This window comes from Pseudomonas sp. C9-3 (assembly GCF_032392015.1).
GTDB classification, from domain to species: domain Bacteria; phylum Pseudomonadota; class Gammaproteobacteria; order Pseudomonadales; family Pseudomonadaceae; genus Pseudomonas; species Pseudomonas nitroreducens.
Window position 1 is genome coordinate 3261572 of record NZ_CP135919.1, and the last position, 16513, is coordinate 3278084.

Here is a 16513-nt window from a genome sequence, read left to right on the forward strand (position 1 = left end):
GCAAAAAAAAGACGGACGCACTCCGTGCATGCGTCCTTGCGGGCCCCCTTTCCCGCGTGACTGCCCTGTTCCAACAAGAACGACATACAGGAGCTTTGCCATGACAACCAGACGCTTCCCGTCTGCGCCCCGCAGTGCCCTTGCGCTGACGCTCATCGCCGGCAGCCCGTTGGCGACCGCGGGCGTAGCCTTCGAGAGCGGCGACTTCAAGGGCGAGTACTCGCTCAGTGCATCGGCCACCGCGATCAACAGCCACAACGCCAACTTCGGCCTGGGTCGCATCGACCTGCGCAGTGGCGAACTGAGCAACAAAGAAAACTACGACTGGCAGGAGTACTACCTCAAGCCAGGCGTGACCTTCGAGTACGCAGTCAGCCCGGACTTCGCTTTTCTCGGCGGCGGCTCGCTGATAGCCGCCGGGACCACGGGTGACGGCGACCCAGGCGGTTACACCCGCGGTGACGAACATAACACCTCGGTGGAAGAGGCCTACGCGGGCTTTCGTGCCGGCGACTGGCGCCTGACCCTGGGCGACCAGAACTACATGGTCGGCAACGGCTTCCTGGTGATGGACGGTAACCTCGACCAGTACGGCGATGGCGCCTACTTCAGCGCGCCGCGCACGGCCTTCCGCGATGCCGGCGTGCTGTCCTGGCAGCACGAGATGTTCTCGGCGCAAGCCTTCAGCCTGCGCACCGACGACCATCTGGGCGACCTGCGCATGACCGGTGCCAACTTCGACTTCAAGCTGCCCAACGCTACCCTGGGCGCCATGGCCTTCAGCGTCGACGCCAAGGACAACAAGCAGAATGCCTTCATCCCGCGCGACGGCATGGACGTCTACAACCTGCGTGTGCTCAATGCCAGCCCGCCGGGCCTGGAAGCCCTGCAGCTCAACGGCGAATACGCCATCGAGCGCGGCAGCGGCAAGGGCATCGATTACGATGCCAGCGCCTGGTACGCCTCTGCGGACTACAGCTTCCAGGACCTGCCGCTGCAACCGACCCTGGGCTATCGCTACGCCGACTTCTCCGGCGACAACGATCCCAACGACAACACCCGCAAGGACTGGGATCCGCTGAGCAAGGGCTACGTTGACTGGGGCACCTGGGTGATCGGCGACGTCGTCGGCAACTACCTGCTCTACAACAGCAACGAGAAAGCCCAGACCTGGCGTGGCAAAGTGCACTTCAACGAGCAATGGTCTGCCGGCGCCCAATACCACCAGTTCAAGCTCAACTCCAACTACTACTTCGGCATCCCGGTGAGCGACCGCGACTTCGCCAACGAGACCGGGGTGTACGTCGAGTGGATGCCCACCGAGCACATCTACACCTCGCTGGCTTACAACTGGGTCGATCCGCAGGCCGGCGCCAAGGAAGTACTGGGTAACGACCGCTTCGACACCCTGGAATGGTTCTTCATCTACAAGCTGTGATCCTGGCCGCCACCCTCAACGTGAGCTGATCCGATGAAACTAGACAAGAAATGGTTCGCCGCCCTGCTCGTCTGCGCCAGCTTTCCGTTCACCCCTGCGAGCGCTGCGCAACGTGAAGTGAATATCTACAACTGGGTCGACTACCTGCCGGCGCAGGTGATCAAGGACTTCGAAACCCAGACCGGCATCAAGGTCAATTACGACGTCTTCGACAGCCCGCATACCCTGGAGTCGAAGATGCTCACCGGCACCTCCGGCTACGACCTAGTCTTCCCCAATACCGTGCAGATCGCCAAGTTCATCCAGGCCGGCGCCATCCAGAAACTGGACCGACAGCAATTGCCCAACTGGTCGCACCTGGACGCGGGCATCATGCACAACCTGGAACGGGTGGACCCGCGCAACCAGTACGCCGTGCCTTACCTGTGGGGAACCACCCTGATCGGCTACAACGCCGACAAGGTGCGCAAAGCCCTCGGCGCCGAGGCCAGGCTGGACAGCTGGGACCTGCTGTTCAAGCCGGAGAACATCAGCAAGCTGCAATCCTGCGGCGTCGCCTTCCTCGATGCGCCCGAAGAGCTGCTGCCCATCGCCCTCCACTACCTGGGGCTCGACCCGAGCAGCCGCAACCCCACGGATTACCAGAAGGCCGAAGCGCTGTTGCTGAAAATCCGCCCCTACATCCGCTACTTCAACTCCGCCAAGCTGGCTTCCGATCTGGCCAACGGCGACGTGTGCATCGTGGTCGGCTGGTCCGCGGCAGTGCTTCAGGCCCAGGGAATGGCCGCCAGTGCCAAGAACGGCAACGACATCCGCATGCTGCTGCCGCGCGAAGGCACCCTAATGTGGGCTGACACCATGGCCCTTCCCAAGGGCGCGAAACACCCTGCGGAGGCGCAGGCGTTCATCAACTACCTGCTGGACCCCAAGGTGATTGTCCAGGTATCGAACATCATCGGCTACCCGAACCCCAACCGTGACGCGCAGGAGACTGTCGCCCCGGAACTGCTGCAGAACCACGCGATGTTCATCCCGGCCGACCAGCGCGGCAACCTGTTCACCCTGTCGCCGGTACCCATCAGCATCGAGCGCGCCATGACCCGCAGTTGGACGAAGATCAAGTCCGGAACCTGAGGCAGCCTCCAACACTTTGCAGGCCACTTCCGCCCATGTCTGGGCGGAAGCAGGCTGCTGACTGTGGATTTACCGGTGAAAAAAACTGAAACGGGGGGAGTGTCGGTGAGGAAACAGAGACCTCGGATCGACTATGCAGAGAGCCCAAAAGAGCTGATTGGGGCGTTGGAAGGCAGGCAACTTAGGATGCAGCCTTGCCTATGCGGTTAGTCGTGGGTGATGGATTGATCAAACAACTATGATCTCAATGCAAGACTGCCGAGCAGAGACAGGACAATTACTGAGATATCAGAGTGCGACCGGAGTTCGCAAACAAGGGGTGTTATCTGGCACGGTTCAACCTCGCCATCCACCTGCGATTTAACGAGGCTGCGCGTCAGAGGCATAGCCCAGGGTGACCATGTGTCGACGCGCGCGATCGTGATGCAGCAAAAGACCCAGCGTCGAAATCACCGCTCAGACGAGAGAGTCAGATGAAGCTTGGAACCGCACTGCTCGCTGTCCCAACGACGATCTTCTTTTTGCCAGCCGTGCTCGACGCTGAGCTCCCATATCCACAAGCCACCACACCCCGACACCAGCCACGAGCAGGCCTATCGACTCGCTGAATCATATAGGACGAAGAGTGATGATGGTCTATGACGTATTTGGAAGGACGCTAGGTGTCCAGAAAGAAGAAGATAAATGGCAGGTTTATTCTCTTGATCAAAGTACAGGAAAGCGATCAAGGGCTGCGGATGTAGTCATTCCCAATTTCATAGGTGCGGATGAAATCTTGAGTTGGCTGGACGATGTTTATCACGAATCCGCAAGCGCTGAGAGGCCTTGTGTGGTTCGCCTGAGATAAGTTACCTCTGTGCTAGGTCATTGATTTTCTGGAGATATTTTGGCAACAGTCCCTAGTGAGCCACCATTGACTGGCCAACCTGCCCAACGCCCGCTATGGGTCGGTAGCTGCCCCTGGCGAGAGGCCGCTACCGACCCAAAGCGGATGTTCAGGTACGCCGCCAATCCGACCTCAATGTCGTCCCCGCCACGTGGCTGGCGGGAACGCTCCGTCAGGGACTACATGAAGTAAGGCTTGTCGCCATCGCTCCCGGGCTTATTCACGCCCAGATTCGCGCCAACATGCAGGCCGGGGTTTCGGATCAGCTGAATGACCAGGTCACCCACGCTCCTGCGCGACACCACCGTGCCCTTGAATGGCTCACCCTTGCCGGTGGTTTCGTAGTCCACTTCGTCCTCGTCGGTCAGCCACGCTGGGCGCAGGATGGTGAAATCCAGCCCTGAGGCTTCGATGGCATCGGCGGCGCGCCGGTAGTACTTGAGCGGTTCGCCGATGACTTCGTGATTCCACTGGCCAAACTTGCCAGGGATTTCGTCGTAGATGCCCAGTGACAGGACAAAGATCAGGCGCTTGACCTTGCTGGCCTGCATGGCCTCGATCACGCTGCGTGCCTGCTCCTCCAGATCGTCGCCGCTGAGATTCGCGTAGATAACATCCTGGCCAACCATGACCTCGCGCAGCAGTTCCTGATCCAGCACGTTGCCGATAACCACTCGAGCATTATCGGGCTCCGCTCCGGAAAGCTTCCTGGGGTCGCGCAGCAGTATGGTCTGCTGCACTCCGTTCAGTTGCCCAAGCCCTCGTACGACCCACGAGGCGATCTGCCCAGTGGCGCCGAGGATGAGTACATTTTTCATGAGGCGCTCCGCGTCTGCGATTTGCGTGAACTACAGGTATTCCTTGAAGAAGGGCACGACCTGGGCCATGGCCAGGGCCACCGGCTCCGGCTTGTCGTAGAGGTCGTAGTGCGACCAGCCTTCGGCGACGAGAATCTGCTTGGCTGCGGACGCCGCCCGACCATAAATCTCCCAGCCGTCGCGGTAGGCGCCAAAGGCGCCGGGCTTGTCACCGATCACCACCAGCAGCGGTTGGGTCAGCAGCGTTTCGGCATGGGCGAATGCATCCCAGGCCATCGCTGCACTGTTGAAGGAGAACAGGCCACTGGTGGCACCATGGGGTTGCTGGCCGCGTGTGGATTTGTAGTACTCGGTGGCCTCCAGTACGTCGATGTCCGTCAGGCCGGCCTGTATCCCGGCTTCTACCGACTCCGGCAGGTAGTTGATCACATGGCGTGCCGCGCCCTGGGCTTCGGCGGTGCGCTGGGCGGCCATCGCTTTCAGGGCGCCGAGCGGATCGAACTGGCTGAAACCTTCGCGGATCAGCCGTCCGAAGTTGACGCCGGTAATCGAGACGAGGGCTTTGATGCGATGGTCGGTGATCGCTGCGTTGATGGTGTAGGCACCGCCACCGCAGATGCCGATGGCGCCAATGCGTTGCGCATCCACATAGGGCTGGGCGACCAGGAAGTCGATAGCGAAGCGGATGTCGGAAACGCGGATGGCCGGGTCTTCGATAAAGCGCGGTTCGCCACCGCTGGCACCCTGGAAGCTGGCATCGAAGGCGAGCACCACGAAGCCCTGTTCGGCCAGTTGCTGGCCGTACACGTTACCTGAGGTCTGCTCCTTGCAGCTGCCAATGGGGTGGGTGCTGACAATCGTGGGGTATTTCTTGCTCTCATCGAAACCCGACGGCAGGTACAGGTTGGCGGCCGAGTCCCAGCCCAGATTGCGGTAGGTGACGTGCTGGATGGTGGTCATGCTGCGTGCTCCGAACAAGGGAATGGCTTACAGGCGGCTCTGGAAGAACCCGGCCAACACCGACACGGCTTCGTCGACATAGGGTTGCTTGTCATAGAGCGACATGTGGTTGGCGCCCTCGATCAGGTGCATGTGCTTGTCGCCGGAGGCTGCACGGGCGAGCAGGTCATCGCTCATCCATTTGCTGCCGGCCTGGGTGCCCGCGACGATCTGCAACGGTTGAGTCAGGAAGGCTTCGGCCTTGTGGTAGGCGTCGTAGGTGATGATCTGCGGCAGGCTGCGGGCGGTCATGAAGCCCGGTGCATTGGGGTGTTCGCAGCGCGGGGTGTGGTAGTACTCCCAGGCTTCGCGTAGTTCTTCGTTGGGAGCATCTTCTTCGCGCATCGGTGCCAGGGACAGGGTGGCCAACTCCTTGCCCTGTGCATCCTGGGTGCGGGCCTGGGAGCCGTGCTCGATGTACGGCAGGGCCTCGGCATCCTTGACGGTGTTCTCCCAGCCGTTGCGGAACATCTGGCCGATGTTTACGGCGCTGACCGTACCGACTGCCTTGATGCGGCGGTCATTGATTGCGGCATTGGCGGTGTAGCCGGCGCCTGCGCAGATGCCCATCGCGCCGATTCGGTTGACGTCGACATACGGAAGGGTCGTCAGGTAGTCGATTACGGCGCTGATGTCTTCGGTGCGGATGTAGGGGTTCTCCAGCTGGCGCGGCAAGCCGGTGCTTTCACCCTGGAAGGATGCATCGAAGGCGATTGCCAGGAAGCCCTGTTCGGCCAGCTTGCGGGCATACAGGCCGGAAGCCTGCTCCTTGACGCCACCGCCCGGGTGGGCAACGACGATGGTGGGGTGCTGTTTGTTCTGGTCGAAACCGGCAGGCAGATGGAGATCAGCGGCGAGTGTGATGCCATGACCATCGAGGGTTTGAATGCGGATGTGTTGCATGAGCCTGGCTCCTGGGAGTGAGCAACAGGGCGTTGCTCGATGGATTCATGCTAGGCCCAGTTTTGTTTTGGAAAAACGTGCCAAAATTGACATGACTCGTAAGCAAGGCTAAACAATATGTCGATCAATCCTGCGCTGCTTCCCGGCCTGGCCTGGTTCGTCCACATCGCCCGCCATCGCAGCTTCACCAAGGCGGCGACGGAGATGGAAATTTCCCGGGCGGCACTCTCGCAGCACCTCAAAGGCCTTGAGCAGCAGCTGAACGTCCGGTTGTTGCATCGCACGACACGGGATATGTCGCTGACCGAGGAGGGCCGGCGCCTGTTCGAGGCGGTAGCGCCCGCGTTAAAGATGATCGACACAGCCGTTGCCGAGCTAAGTGAAGTGACGTCCGCGCCAACGGGGCTGATTCGTGTCAACTCCTCGCGCATCGCCGCACGGACATTGCTGGAGCCCCACCTGGGGGAATTCCTTTCCCGCTATCCCGGATTGCGGCTGGAACTGGCGCTCAACGATGGCTTCGCCAACATCATTGCCGACGGAGCCGATGTCGGGATTCGGCTGGGCGAGAGCCTGGACGAACACATGGTGGCCGTGCCGATCACGCCGCGAATCGAGATGGCGATCGTCGGATCACCGGCGTACTTCAAACGCCATGGCATCCCGCAGACACCGGCCGACCTGGTCCAGCACAATTGCCTCGCCTACCGCTTCACCAGCAGTGGGACGCTGGATCGCTGGGCTTTCACGTCGCCGGAGGATGAGGCAATCACTCAGGTGTTCGAGCCAAGGGGCAGCGTCGTCTTCAACGACGACGAGAGCATGCTAAAGGCCGCCGTCCAGGGCGTCGGGCTGATCAAGTACCTGGACGTCTGCGTCCGTGAGCAACTGGCATCCGGAGAACTGGTTCGCGTGCTGCAGCCCTGGTGCCAGTCTTTCCCCGGCTTCTACCTGTATGCCCCCACGCGCGCCCAGATGCCGGCCAAGGTGCGGGCGCTGATCGATTTCCTTGTAGAGAAGCGTGGGGCCCTGGGCTGAATCGGATGGGGCTGCTCAATGTCCGCTGCTGGTCGATTCCTGCCGGCAACAACCAGCAGAAATCGACCTCTCTTGCTTTGACTCCAGGCCGATCAGGTGCCGGTCTTGATCTTGGTCCAGCTGCGCGTACGCACGCGTTCAAGCCGCAGGGGCAGGGTTTCCAGCGGATAGAGGGTGCTCATGATCTCTTGGGACGGGTAGAGCGACGGGTTGTCGCGCAGAGGGGCGTCGATCAGGGCGGTGGCGTCCTTGTTGCCGTTGGGATAGCCCACATAGTTGGAGTTCTGCGCAGTGATCTGCGGCCGCAGGATGTAGTCCATGAACGCGTAGCCCTGCTGCGGATGGGGCGCATCTTTGAGCAGCACCATGTTCTCCACCCAAACCGGCGCGCCTTCGCGGGGGATGCTGTAGGCGATCTTGATGCCGTTGTGGGCACGCTCGGCAGTCTGCTGGGCGCTGTACACCGAACCACCCCAGCCGACCACCGCACAGATGTTGCCGTTGGCAAGGTCGGAGGGGAATTTCGACGAGTCGAAGTAGCGGATGTACGGGCGGATGTCGCGCAGTAGTGCTTCGGCCTTGTCGTAGTCGTTCGGGTTCTTGCTATTGGGCGGCAGGCCCAGGTAGTGCAGGGCGATGGGGATGATCTCCACCGGCGCGTCGAGCATGGCCACGCCGCAGGCGCTCAGTTTGCTGATGTTTTCCTTCTTGAAGATCAGGTCCCAGGAGTTGACCGGCGCATTGGCCCCCAACGCCTGGGTGACCTTGTCGACGTTGTAGCCGATGCCGGTGGTGCCCCACATGTAGGGCACCGCGTAGCGGTTGCCGGGGTCGTTCACCTGCAGCTTCTTCAGCACTTCCGGGTCCAGGTGCGGCCAGTTGGTCAGCTGCGCGCGGTCCAGTTCCTGCAGCACACCGGCCTTGACGAAGTTGGGCAGCAAATCGTCCGGAACCATGACCACGTCGTAGCCGCTGCGGCCGGCCATCAGCTTGCTTTGCATCACCTCGGCATCGTCGAAGACGTCCTGCACCAGGGTAATTCCGGCGGCGGCCTGGAGCTCTTTAGCTGTGTCCGGGGCGAGGAAGTCGGACCAGTTGTACAGGTGCACAGTCGGCTGCTCGGCCTGGGCATTGCCCAGCACGAGCAAGGAGGCCAGGCCAAACGAGAAGAGAAGCGGGTGTTTCATGCAGGGCTCCTGGCCGGCCTGTCCTGCTGTGGACGGCCGGCAGTCTGTTTTTGTTGGCAGGTAGCGAAAAGCGCTGGGGTCAGGGAATCAATAGTTCATGGCGCCCATCGGCGTGCTCGATGCGTTCCCCCGGCAGGCGGAAGCGCTTCTCCACCTGGTAGTCGTAAAGCTCGCGGGCACGGGCGATCTGCCCGAAGTCCAGTTCGACGAAGTGCCGGCACTCGCGGTTACCGGCCTCGAACAGGGTATGCCCGAAGGGATCAACCACGGCGCTGCAGCCGGCGAAGGTGATCTCGTCCTCGCCTTCGCCCACGCGGTTCACCACCGCCGCGAACACCTGGTTCTCCTGGGCGCGCGCGGCGATCGAGGTGCGGTGCACGTGCCCGTAGGGCTCCATGTTGCCATCGGTGACCAGGATCAACTCGGCGCCCAGCTCCGCCAGGGCACGGGCGCTTTCCGGGAACTCGCTGTCGTAGCAGATCAGCAGGCCGATTCGCACGCCGCGCCATTGCAGGGTGGCGTAGCGGTCGCCGGGCAGCACCAGGCCCGGTTCGGAGATCCACAGGTGGGTCTTGCGATAGCTCAACAGCAGCCCTTCGGGGGCGACGAATACGGTGGTGTTGTAGAACTGGCCGCCATCGTTCTCGATCAGACCGACCACCACCGCCACGCCACGCTCGCGCGCCGCACGCTGGACGGCGTTCACGCTCGGACCGTCCAGCGTTTCGGCGTTGGCGGCGATGTTCTGTGCATTGAGGAAGCCGGTGATCTGCGCTTCGGGGAAGACGACGATATCGGTGTCCGGCGAGCATCCTGCAATCGCTTGCAGGATGCGGTGGAGGTTGTGGGGAGTGTCGCCGTCGCGGGCGGCCTGTTGCACGAGTTCAAGCTTCATTGTTCGGACCTTGTCGATGAACCGGGGCCGGGCGGGAAAGTCGGTGACATTTGCGCCAGGCCAGTGCAAGTATGCGAGCCGCCATCGAATTTCCTATTCCGCCGTTTAGCTAACCCTGGGGGTACATGCATGGAATTGACGCTCCTGGACGTAGCCTGGCACCGCGCTTTCGGGCAGCTCGCCGAGCGCCTGGACCAGCCGGATTTCTGGCGCGCGCTGGCCGATGTGCTCGACCAGCATGTGCAGCTCGGCAGCTGGGTGGCGTTGCTGTTCAGCGACGAGCGTCCGCGCATCTTTGCCGAAAGCCCCTACGAGGGCGGCGGGCCCGATCCGTTGTTCCATGACTATGTGCAGGGCCTGTATCTGCTCGACCCGTTCTACATCGCCAACCGCGAGAAGCCGGCGAGCGGCCTGTTTCGCCTGGCCGAGGTGGCGCCGGAGTGCTTCGGCGACACTGAGTACTATCGGCTGTACTTCACCCATAACGTGGTGCAGGACGAGGTGCAGTACAACGTCTGCTTGAGCGGCGGACGCACGGTGTGCCTGTCTCTGGGCAGCCGCACGCGCTTCGAGCCGCAGCAGATCGCGTTACTGGATTTGGTCCGCCCGTGGGTCTGCGGACTGATGCGCCAACGTTTGTTCTTCGAGGCCGGCGTCAGCGAGCCACCGAACTCATCGAGTGGGCACTGGCAGGGAAATCTGGAAGAGATGATGACGCGCCTGGGAACCCCGTTAACCGACCGCGAACTGGACGTCATCCGGCTGGTCTTGAGCGGCTGCTCCAACAAGGAAACCGCGGCAAAACTCGACATTTCCGCCGAGACAGTGAAGGTCCATCGTCGCCACGTCTACGCCAAGCTCAAGGTCAAGTCGCAGGCCGAGCTGTTCAAGATATTCCATAAGGCACAGACCAGGGCCTGAAGTGGAGCGGCGTCCGGGGCGGGCTGTCGGGCAAGAGTGCAGATTCACTCTCCACTCTAAGCGTCCGCTAATGGCCGCTAGCGACCTCAAAGAGGCGCCGGCTTGCGGCGCGGCGCCAACAGGGGAGCATGATCAAACCTCAGTCTGCTCCGCCATCTCCAGAGCGTCATCAACCTCGATACCCAAGTACCTAACAGTGCTCTCCAGCTTTGTATGGCCAAGCAGCAACTGCACTGCTCTCAGGTTTTTCGTTCTGCGATAGATCAGTGATGCTTTGGTTCTACGGAGCGTATGGGTTCCGTAGAGCGTGGGGTCGAGACCGATTGTGGTTACCCAGGCTTTCACAATGCGGGCGTACTGCCTTGTGGATATGTGAGCTGAGCGACGAGCACGACTGGGAAAGAGATAATCGTCGTTGCGACGGCGAGCAGCACGGATCCAAGCTTCAACTGATGCTCTCGTCTGAGCGGTGATTTCGAACTGCACCGGGCGCTGAGTCTTCTGCTGCATCACGATCGCGCGCGTCGACACGTGGTCACCATGAGCTATGTCCCTGACGCGCAGCTTCGTTAAATCGCAGGCTCGAAGCTTGCTGTCGATGGCAAGGTTGAACAGCGCCAGATCACGATCCTTGTTTGCGATTTCCAGTCGCACTCTGATAGCCCAAATGTCCCGAAGTCGCAGCGGTGCTTTCTGGCCGACCAGTTTGCCCTTGTTCCAAGGTTCGCGAGCTTTCGATGTGAGTGTGGCCATGATTTGTCCTCCACATGGGTGAAGGACTAGGGTGCATCGCTCGTAGCCTCAGGTCCGCTTCCGGCCAGAAGCAATGGGATGGACTCCCCCTCACCTCGGCACTTCGAGTGCCAGACTGAAGGTGCGAACCGCAGTCACTGATGAGAAGGAGTCCAGACATGAAGCTTATGCGCATTGGGGTCGACCTGGCCAAGAGCGTGTTCCAGATCCACGGCGTCGACTGCCAGGAGAGGCCTGTCTGGCGGCAGCGGTTATCTCGCGAACGCTGGCTTCAAGCGATCCTGGAGAAGGCCGAGCCCGATTGTGAGATTGGCTTGGAGAGTTGCGGTGGAGCCCATCATTGGGCTCGGCAACTTGAGGCGCGTGGATTTCGGGTCAAGTTGATCGCGCCCCAGTTCGTGAAGCCCTACGTGAAGAGCAACAAGAACGACGCCAATGACGCGGAAGCAATCTGTGAGGCAATGAGCCGGCCCAGCATGCGCTTCGTGGCGATCAAGACGGTTGAACAGCAGGACATTCAGGCGGCACATCGCATTCGAGCAGGGTTGATTGAGCAACGCACCGCCAAGGCCAACCAGGTTCGTGGCCTGGTCGCAGAGTACGGCCTGATTGCACCGAAAGAACTGTGTGCACTGCGACGCGCCATTCCCTGCTGGCTGGAGGATGCAGACAACGGTTTAACGCTGCGCTTTCGGCATTTGCTGGATGGGTTATGGCGCGACTTGCGCATGCTGGATGAACGGGTCAAGGAGCTGGATTGCGAGATATCCGGGATTGCGGCCAATGAGCCGAGCGCTCAGAGCTTGCAGCAACTGCGCGGCGTCGGCCCGATGATCGCCACCGCCCTCGTCGCGGCCATCGGTGACGCCCGTCAGTTTGCCAATGGTCGACAGTTTGCTGCCTCGCTGGGATTGACGCCGAGGCAGCACAGCTCCGGTGGCAAAGATCGACTGCTGGGCATCAGCAAACGCGGCGATGCCTACCTGCGAACACTGATGATTCATGGCGCTCGATCCGTGCTGCGCACAGCTCCATCCAAGGATGACCGGCTGAGCCAATGGGCCGTCCGCTTGGCTGAACGATCGCACACCAACGTGGCCGCCATCGCGCTGGCCAACAAGACCGCGCGCATGGCCTGGGCGATGCTGCGCAATGGCACTGCCTACCAGCCGGAACGGGCTGCGGCCTGACTCACTATCAGTCAAAACGCTACGAGAGAGTGACCGTCACCCACGATTGCGAAGCAACCTGAACGATGGCAAACCGGTCGAACCGGCGCGAGCAAACCCCTCAAATGTCCATGTGCGCAGAGCACGTAGAAGCGATTGGGAGCCCGCGCGCGAATAGCCCATCATGGCCCAGCATCAGAAGACGATGCCGAAATCAGAGGCCGGATATACGTGTGCAGTCGGCACGGGCGCCAAAGTGACGGGAGCTTGCAATGAGGGGGAGTCCATATATGGACATAGGGAGCTTCGCGACTTTTATCACCTGTTGGCGAAGGACCTACGCCATAGCGCACTCAGCAGATCTTGCCCCGCAGCGCTGACTGCGAAATTGCACTCCACTTGACCACCCTTTTGCATTCGACCTGACCAGTCATTTGCATTCGTACTGACCACCGACTGCATTGGATTGCCAGCATGCTTTGTCACAACGACTGGCAGAAAACGGCCTGAAGCGCCCGTCTTCCCTCTGATTGAGATATCAATCAGGCAGGGGCCAACCTTACGCCGTTGGTCATTTCGTACGTCAAGTCCCCATCTGTCCTACTGCGAGCCCGAAGAGCACTTTGCAGCTCTGAAAGTGCAGGCTCCAGCATCGATGCTATCTGGACGGCCAAAGCAGTGGGACAAACATGCTTGCCTTTGGGCATAAACAGTGCGTCACCAAAGTGTCGGCGTAGCTTCCGCAACGTATTGCTGACGGCAGGTTGAGTAATGTGTAGCAACTCTGCCGCACGAGAAACTCCGCGCTCGCGATACACCACCATGAAGACCACGAGCGCATTCAGATCCAAGCTACGTAAGAGCTGCTCATCGAGTGCCATGTTGCTCACCCAATCGCCGGGAGAAGCTGCCAAAGCGAACTGCGGCGGCGGAGTTGCCAATAGCGATCAGTAGCAACTCCATAGCAACGGAGGTGAAGTGGCGATCCATCGCCTCCTCACTCAACCAATACCCGCTCAGTAACCAGCGGTGAGACTGACCGACGCTCTCTGTAAGGGTATAGCTGTGGCACCCCTGCAAGCACTGAAGCTCGGCGACGCTATTTCTGATTCCGACTGCTAGCTCAGCGTCTATGCCCTTGCCCCACTCGATTTCAAGAGTGCTCACGGCGTTGATAGACATGACGATGTCCTCTTGAAGTGGAGCCGGCGCGGCGCGCCGGCTGTATCAGCGTTAGTGGCCAGCCTCCAAACCCTCACTGGCTGCGTCCTGGGAAGCGTTACGAGAAAGGAAGACAAATACCGCCAGACTCGAAAGAATGGTGATACCGGTGAGGATGTGCAGCAGCAGCTCAAATGCCTTGGCGTAGCCTGCAACTAACGTCTCCCTCGATACTTCAGGTAGGGCAACTGAGGCATGGGCAAGATCGCCCGCTGCCACCTGCTGGGCTGCACTCGCCAACCCTGGCAGTGCAGTCGGAGCAGCCTGCATCAGGTATTGCTGGGCCAGGGATGCAAGAATGGCGCTAACAATCGCCAGGGCAACGCCTTCGCCTGCCACACGCGCAGTGTTGAAGATACCGGTAGCCATGCCGGCTCGCTCCTTCGGGACCACGCCAATGGCCAGACCATCCATCAGCCCCCACGGAAGACCTGCCCCGACACCGATCAACAGCATCGGCACAATCACCGATGCACCTGAAGCCCCCACATCGGCTCGACTGAACCACTGCAGCCCTACTGCGGAAATCAGGAAACCGACGCCACTCAGGAGACCAGGCGAGAACCAACGCGTCAGGTTGGCCGCGAGGAACGGTACGACGAGCATCGGTGCGGAAAGCGCAAGCATCATCCAGCCGGCCTCGATCTCGCTCATGCCCTCAATGCCGATGAAGCGCAACGGCAGGATCACCACCAGCACGATGTAGCAGTAACAGGTACCGATTGGCAGAATTTGGACACCGACGAAGCGCGGAATTCGGAAGAGGCTGAGGTCCAGCATCGGACGAGCCACTCGGTTTTCCACTGCAATAAAGGCTGCCAGCAAAACCGCTGATGAAACGAGCAGCGCGATGACCAGTGGGCTTCCCCAGCCACTCTCAGGCCCCTGGATTACACCGAAGGTGAAGGTGGCGAGCGTTCCGGTAAAAGTCAGCGTTCCAGGCCAGTCCAGACCGGTGGCACCAGGATCTTTGGTCTCGCGCATACGAGGCAGACCGAAAACCATCGAAAGAGCGCCGAGAGCCGCGGTGGCGAAGAAGATGGCCCGCCAGCCAAAGCTCTCGATCAGCACCCCGGACAGCAGCGGGCCGAAGGCCAGACCAATACCGAATGTGGTGCCGAGCATGCTGAAGGCACGAGTTTGGGCATGCCCCTCGAACTCCTGGGCCAGCGCCGCCGAACCACTGGCCAGGGCGGCGGCACCGGCTACACCCTGGAGCGCACGCAGCACATCCAACCACGGAACCGATGGTGCAAATCCCTGAGCCAATGAAGTGAGGGTGAACAGGCCGGTTCCCAGCGTGAACAACCGCTTGCGGCCATACTGGTCGGCCAAGGCCCCAGCAGCCATCAACAGACTTCCGAACGTCAGCATGAAGGCGTTGGTAATCCAGGTCAGCTGTACTGCCGTACCGCCCAACTCATGGCCGATGGCCGGGCGCGCCACGGCCCCACCGGTGAAGCTCATGGGCAGAACCAGCGCAGCCAAACAGATCGAGACCAAGATCCAGATTTTCCCTTGCTCGTCAGAACGAGCGTTGCTTATCGCAGTCATGGTTTTTCCTACGCAAAGAGTTACCTCTGGCGGAGCGCATGGCGCTCCACCTGTGGAGGGAACAGTGTTGAAAGTTGAGGCCTGAGCCAGTCAGGCACAAAGGGCGTTAGCGGCTGCTCGCCACGGCATTACTTTCAGTGGTCCCCCACCCGCCGCCCAAGGCTCGAATGAGGTTTACCGTGGCGATGGCCTGTACACCTTGCAGATCAATGGCGGCTCGCTGCGCCTGGAGAACCGAACGCTCGGCATCGATGACATCTAGGTAGGCCACTGCACCTTCGACGTACTGTGTACGTGCAATATCCGCAGCCCTGGACGACGCCGCTACCGCCTCTCCTTGAGTTCGGGTCTGTCTCTCCAGAATGCTCAGGTCAGAAAGGTTGTCCTCGACCTCGCGGAAGGCCACCAGGACTTGCTGCCGATAGTTGGCGACGTCCTCTTCATACTGCGCGCGGGCTGCCGCGAGATTGCCACTGCGGCGACCGCCATCGAAGATCGGGATGTTCAGAGCCGTACCGGCCAACGACCCAAGCAGGAAGGTACGGTTACTCCAGTTGAACAGATCGCCAAGCGTAGAGCCTTCGAAGCCGGCCGAACCGGTCAATGACAAGGATGGGAAGAATGCAGCCTTGGCAATCCCGATACGGGCATTCGCCGCCGCCATCGCGCGCTCGGCGGCAGCAATATCCGGACGCCGTTCGAGAAGCGCCGAAGGAAGACCCGCGGGAACATGTACCTTCACACTTTCCAGAGGCTTTGCTGCCAGGCTGAATTCCGAGGGAGCCTTGCCCAGCAAAACGGCGAGGCTGTGTTCCGCAGCGGCACGTTGGCGAGCGACGGTCATGGCATCGGAGCGAGCAGTAGCCAACTCGGCACGGGCGCGGGATACGTCCAGCTCGTCGATTTCGCTGTCAGCAAAACGCGTCTCCACCAACTTCAACGCCTGCTCGCGCAACTCAACAGCATCGGCCAGTACACCAGCCTGAGCATCTAGCTGACGTACCAAGAAGTAGTTCTGCGCGACGTCGGCCTGCAGGGCGAGCTGTACTGACCTGAACAACGCCTCGCTCTGCTCAAGATCGGCCTGGGCTGCATGTACAGAGGACGATACTCGACCGAACAGGTCGACCTCATAAGCGATACCGGTCTGAGCGCGAACCATGGTGTTCTGATAGGCACTCGAACCATCCGGTTGAGCGGCTTCAGAAACACGTTGGCGCGTGGCCCCCACCCCGCCATCAATACTGGGGAACAGCCCACCACGGGCACTTTGGCTCAACCCTCGCGCCTCTTTGATACGGGCAGCGGCAGCTTGCAGATTCTGGTTGGCCGCGAGTGCTTGGACTTCCAGTGCATCAAGCGCCGGATCTGCGAAGACCTTCCACCACTCACCTCTCGCATTGAAGTCCGCCGGTTCAGCAGTTTTCCAGGTACCGCGCTCCGCCGGGGACAGTTCTTCCTTGAATGCCGCCGAGGCCGGGGCCTCGGGGCGTTCATAAGTTGGTTCAACCGAGCAGGCGATCAGCGCAATCAGCAGACTGGCCAGGACACCCAGGCGCAGTGAACGATTAGTCAGAGTGACGTTCATGATTCAGTC

The 16513-nt window shown here is 60.8% G+C and carries 16 protein-coding genes and 1 pseudogene; 7 read left to right on the forward strand and 10 right to left on the reverse strand.

The features are described from left to right. Positions 1-100 precede the first annotated feature (100 nt). The 4 genes and pseudogenes from RS899_RS14535 (at position 101) to RS899_RS30965 (ending at position 3419) form a co-directional block, all read left to right on the forward strand. Positions 101-1438 (forward strand): hypothetical protein, encoded by a 1338-nt coding sequence (locus RS899_RS14535; RefSeq protein WP_315810342.1) that lies wholly within the window; start codon positions 101-103, stop codon positions 1436-1438. Positions 1439-1471: 33 nt separating this feature from the next. Next, the gene (locus tag RS899_RS14540) at positions 1472-2572 is read left to right on the forward strand and encodes a polyamine ABC transporter substrate-binding protein (RefSeq protein WP_315810343.1); all 1101 of its coding nucleotides are present in this window, start codon (positions 1472-1474) and stop codon (positions 2570-2572) included. A 287-nt stretch (positions 2573-2859) separates the two neighbouring features. Next, positions 2860-3104: pseudogene (locus RS899_RS14545) on the forward strand (tyrosine-type recombinase/integrase); the annotation flags it as partial. 99 nt (positions 3105-3203) lie between these two features. Next, positions 3204-3419, forward strand: a complete 216-nt coding sequence (locus RS899_RS30965; protein WP_425475327.1) for a DUF7661 family protein — start codon at positions 3204-3206, stop codon at positions 3417-3419. A gap of 218 nt (positions 3420-3637) precedes the next feature. Here RS899_RS30965 and RS899_RS14550 read toward each other — a convergent pair whose 3' ends face one another. From RS899_RS14550 to RS899_RS14560, 3 genes are read right to left on the reverse strand one after another with little or no spacing between them, the layout of a single operon-like run. Further along, positions 3638-4276, reverse strand: coding sequence for an SDR family oxidoreductase (locus RS899_RS14550; protein ID WP_315810344.1), 639 nt, complete (start codon positions 4274-4276; stop codon positions 3638-3640). Positions 4277-4306: 30 nt separating this feature from the next. After that, complete coding sequence (locus RS899_RS14555) at positions 4307-5236, reverse strand: alpha/beta hydrolase (RefSeq protein ID WP_315810345.1); 930 nt, start codon at positions 5234-5236, stop codon at positions 4307-4309. Positions 5237-5263: 27 nt separating this feature from the next. Beyond that, positions 5264-6178 carry an alpha/beta hydrolase gene (locus tag RS899_RS14560; RefSeq protein WP_315810346.1) on the reverse strand — a complete coding sequence of 305 codons (915 nt, stop codon included), beginning with the start codon at positions 6176-6178 and terminating at the stop codon, positions 5264-5266. A 117-nt stretch (positions 6179-6295) separates the two neighbouring features. Here RS899_RS14560 and RS899_RS14565 point away from each other — a divergent pair, with 117 nt between their 5' ends. Further along, positions 6296-7216 carry a LysR family transcriptional regulator gene (locus tag RS899_RS14565; protein ID WP_315810347.1) on the forward strand — a complete coding sequence of 307 codons (921 nt, stop codon included), beginning with the start codon at positions 6296-6298 and terminating at the stop codon, positions 7214-7216. A 92-nt stretch (positions 7217-7308) separates the two neighbouring features. Here RS899_RS14565 and RS899_RS14570 read toward each other — a convergent pair whose 3' ends face one another. Continuing rightward, complete coding sequence (locus RS899_RS14570; protein ID WP_315810348.1) at positions 7309-8403, reverse strand: polyamine ABC transporter substrate-binding protein; 1095 nt, start codon at positions 8401-8403, stop codon at positions 7309-7311. A 79-nt stretch (positions 8404-8482) separates the two neighbouring features. Then, positions 8483-9298 carry a carbon-nitrogen hydrolase family protein gene (locus tag RS899_RS14575; RefSeq protein WP_315810349.1) on the reverse strand — a complete coding sequence of 272 codons (816 nt, stop codon included), beginning with the start codon at positions 9296-9298 and terminating at the stop codon, positions 8483-8485. A 129-nt stretch (positions 9299-9427) separates the two neighbouring features. Between RS899_RS14575 and RS899_RS14580 the strand changes: the two genes are divergently transcribed. Then, positions 9428-10219 carry a helix-turn-helix transcriptional regulator gene (locus tag RS899_RS14580; protein WP_315810350.1) on the forward strand — a complete coding sequence of 264 codons (792 nt, stop codon included), beginning with the start codon at positions 9428-9430 and terminating at the stop codon, positions 10217-10219. A gap of 132 nt (positions 10220-10351) precedes the next feature. Here RS899_RS14580 and RS899_RS14585 read toward each other — a convergent pair whose 3' ends face one another. After that, positions 10352-10972 carry a tyrosine-type recombinase/integrase gene (locus RS899_RS14585; protein WP_196708768.1) on the reverse strand — a complete coding sequence of 207 codons (621 nt, stop codon included), beginning with the start codon at positions 10970-10972 and terminating at the stop codon, positions 10352-10354. A gap of 158 nt (positions 10973-11130) precedes the next feature. On the opposite strand from RS899_RS14585, the gene RS899_RS14590 reads away from it, so the two are divergent. After that, positions 11131-12162, forward strand: a complete 1032-nt coding sequence (locus RS899_RS14590) for an IS110 family transposase (RefSeq protein ID WP_205335385.1) — start codon at positions 11131-11133, stop codon at positions 12160-12162. A gap of 521 nt (positions 12163-12683) precedes the next feature. Here the strand turns inward: RS899_RS14590 and RS899_RS14595 are convergent. The 4 genes from RS899_RS14595 to RS899_RS14610 all read right to left on the reverse strand — a co-directional run bounded on the left by RS899_RS14595 (position 12684) and on the right by RS899_RS14610 (position 16504). Next, positions 12684-13022: a LysR family transcriptional regulator gene (locus tag RS899_RS14595; RefSeq protein WP_315810351.1), complete on the reverse strand. Its 339-nt coding sequence runs from the start codon at positions 13020-13022 to the stop codon at positions 12684-12686. Further along, positions 13009-13323, reverse strand: coding sequence for an antibiotic biosynthesis monooxygenase (locus RS899_RS14600; RefSeq protein ID WP_315810352.1), 315 nt, complete (start codon positions 13321-13323; stop codon positions 13009-13011). Before RS899_RS14600 ends, RS899_RS14595 begins: the two co-directional genes overlap by 14 nt. 51 nt (positions 13324-13374) lie before the next feature. Beyond that, on the reverse strand, positions 13375-14916 hold the full coding sequence (locus tag RS899_RS14605) for an MFS transporter (RefSeq protein WP_315810353.1): 1542 nt from the start codon (positions 14914-14916) through the stop codon (positions 13375-13377). Positions 14917-15022: 106 nt separating this feature from the next. Then, positions 15023-16504, reverse strand: a complete 1482-nt coding sequence (locus RS899_RS14610; protein ID WP_315810354.1) for an efflux transporter outer membrane subunit — start codon at positions 16502-16504, stop codon at positions 15023-15025. Between the last annotated feature and the right edge of the window lie 9 nt (positions 16505-16513).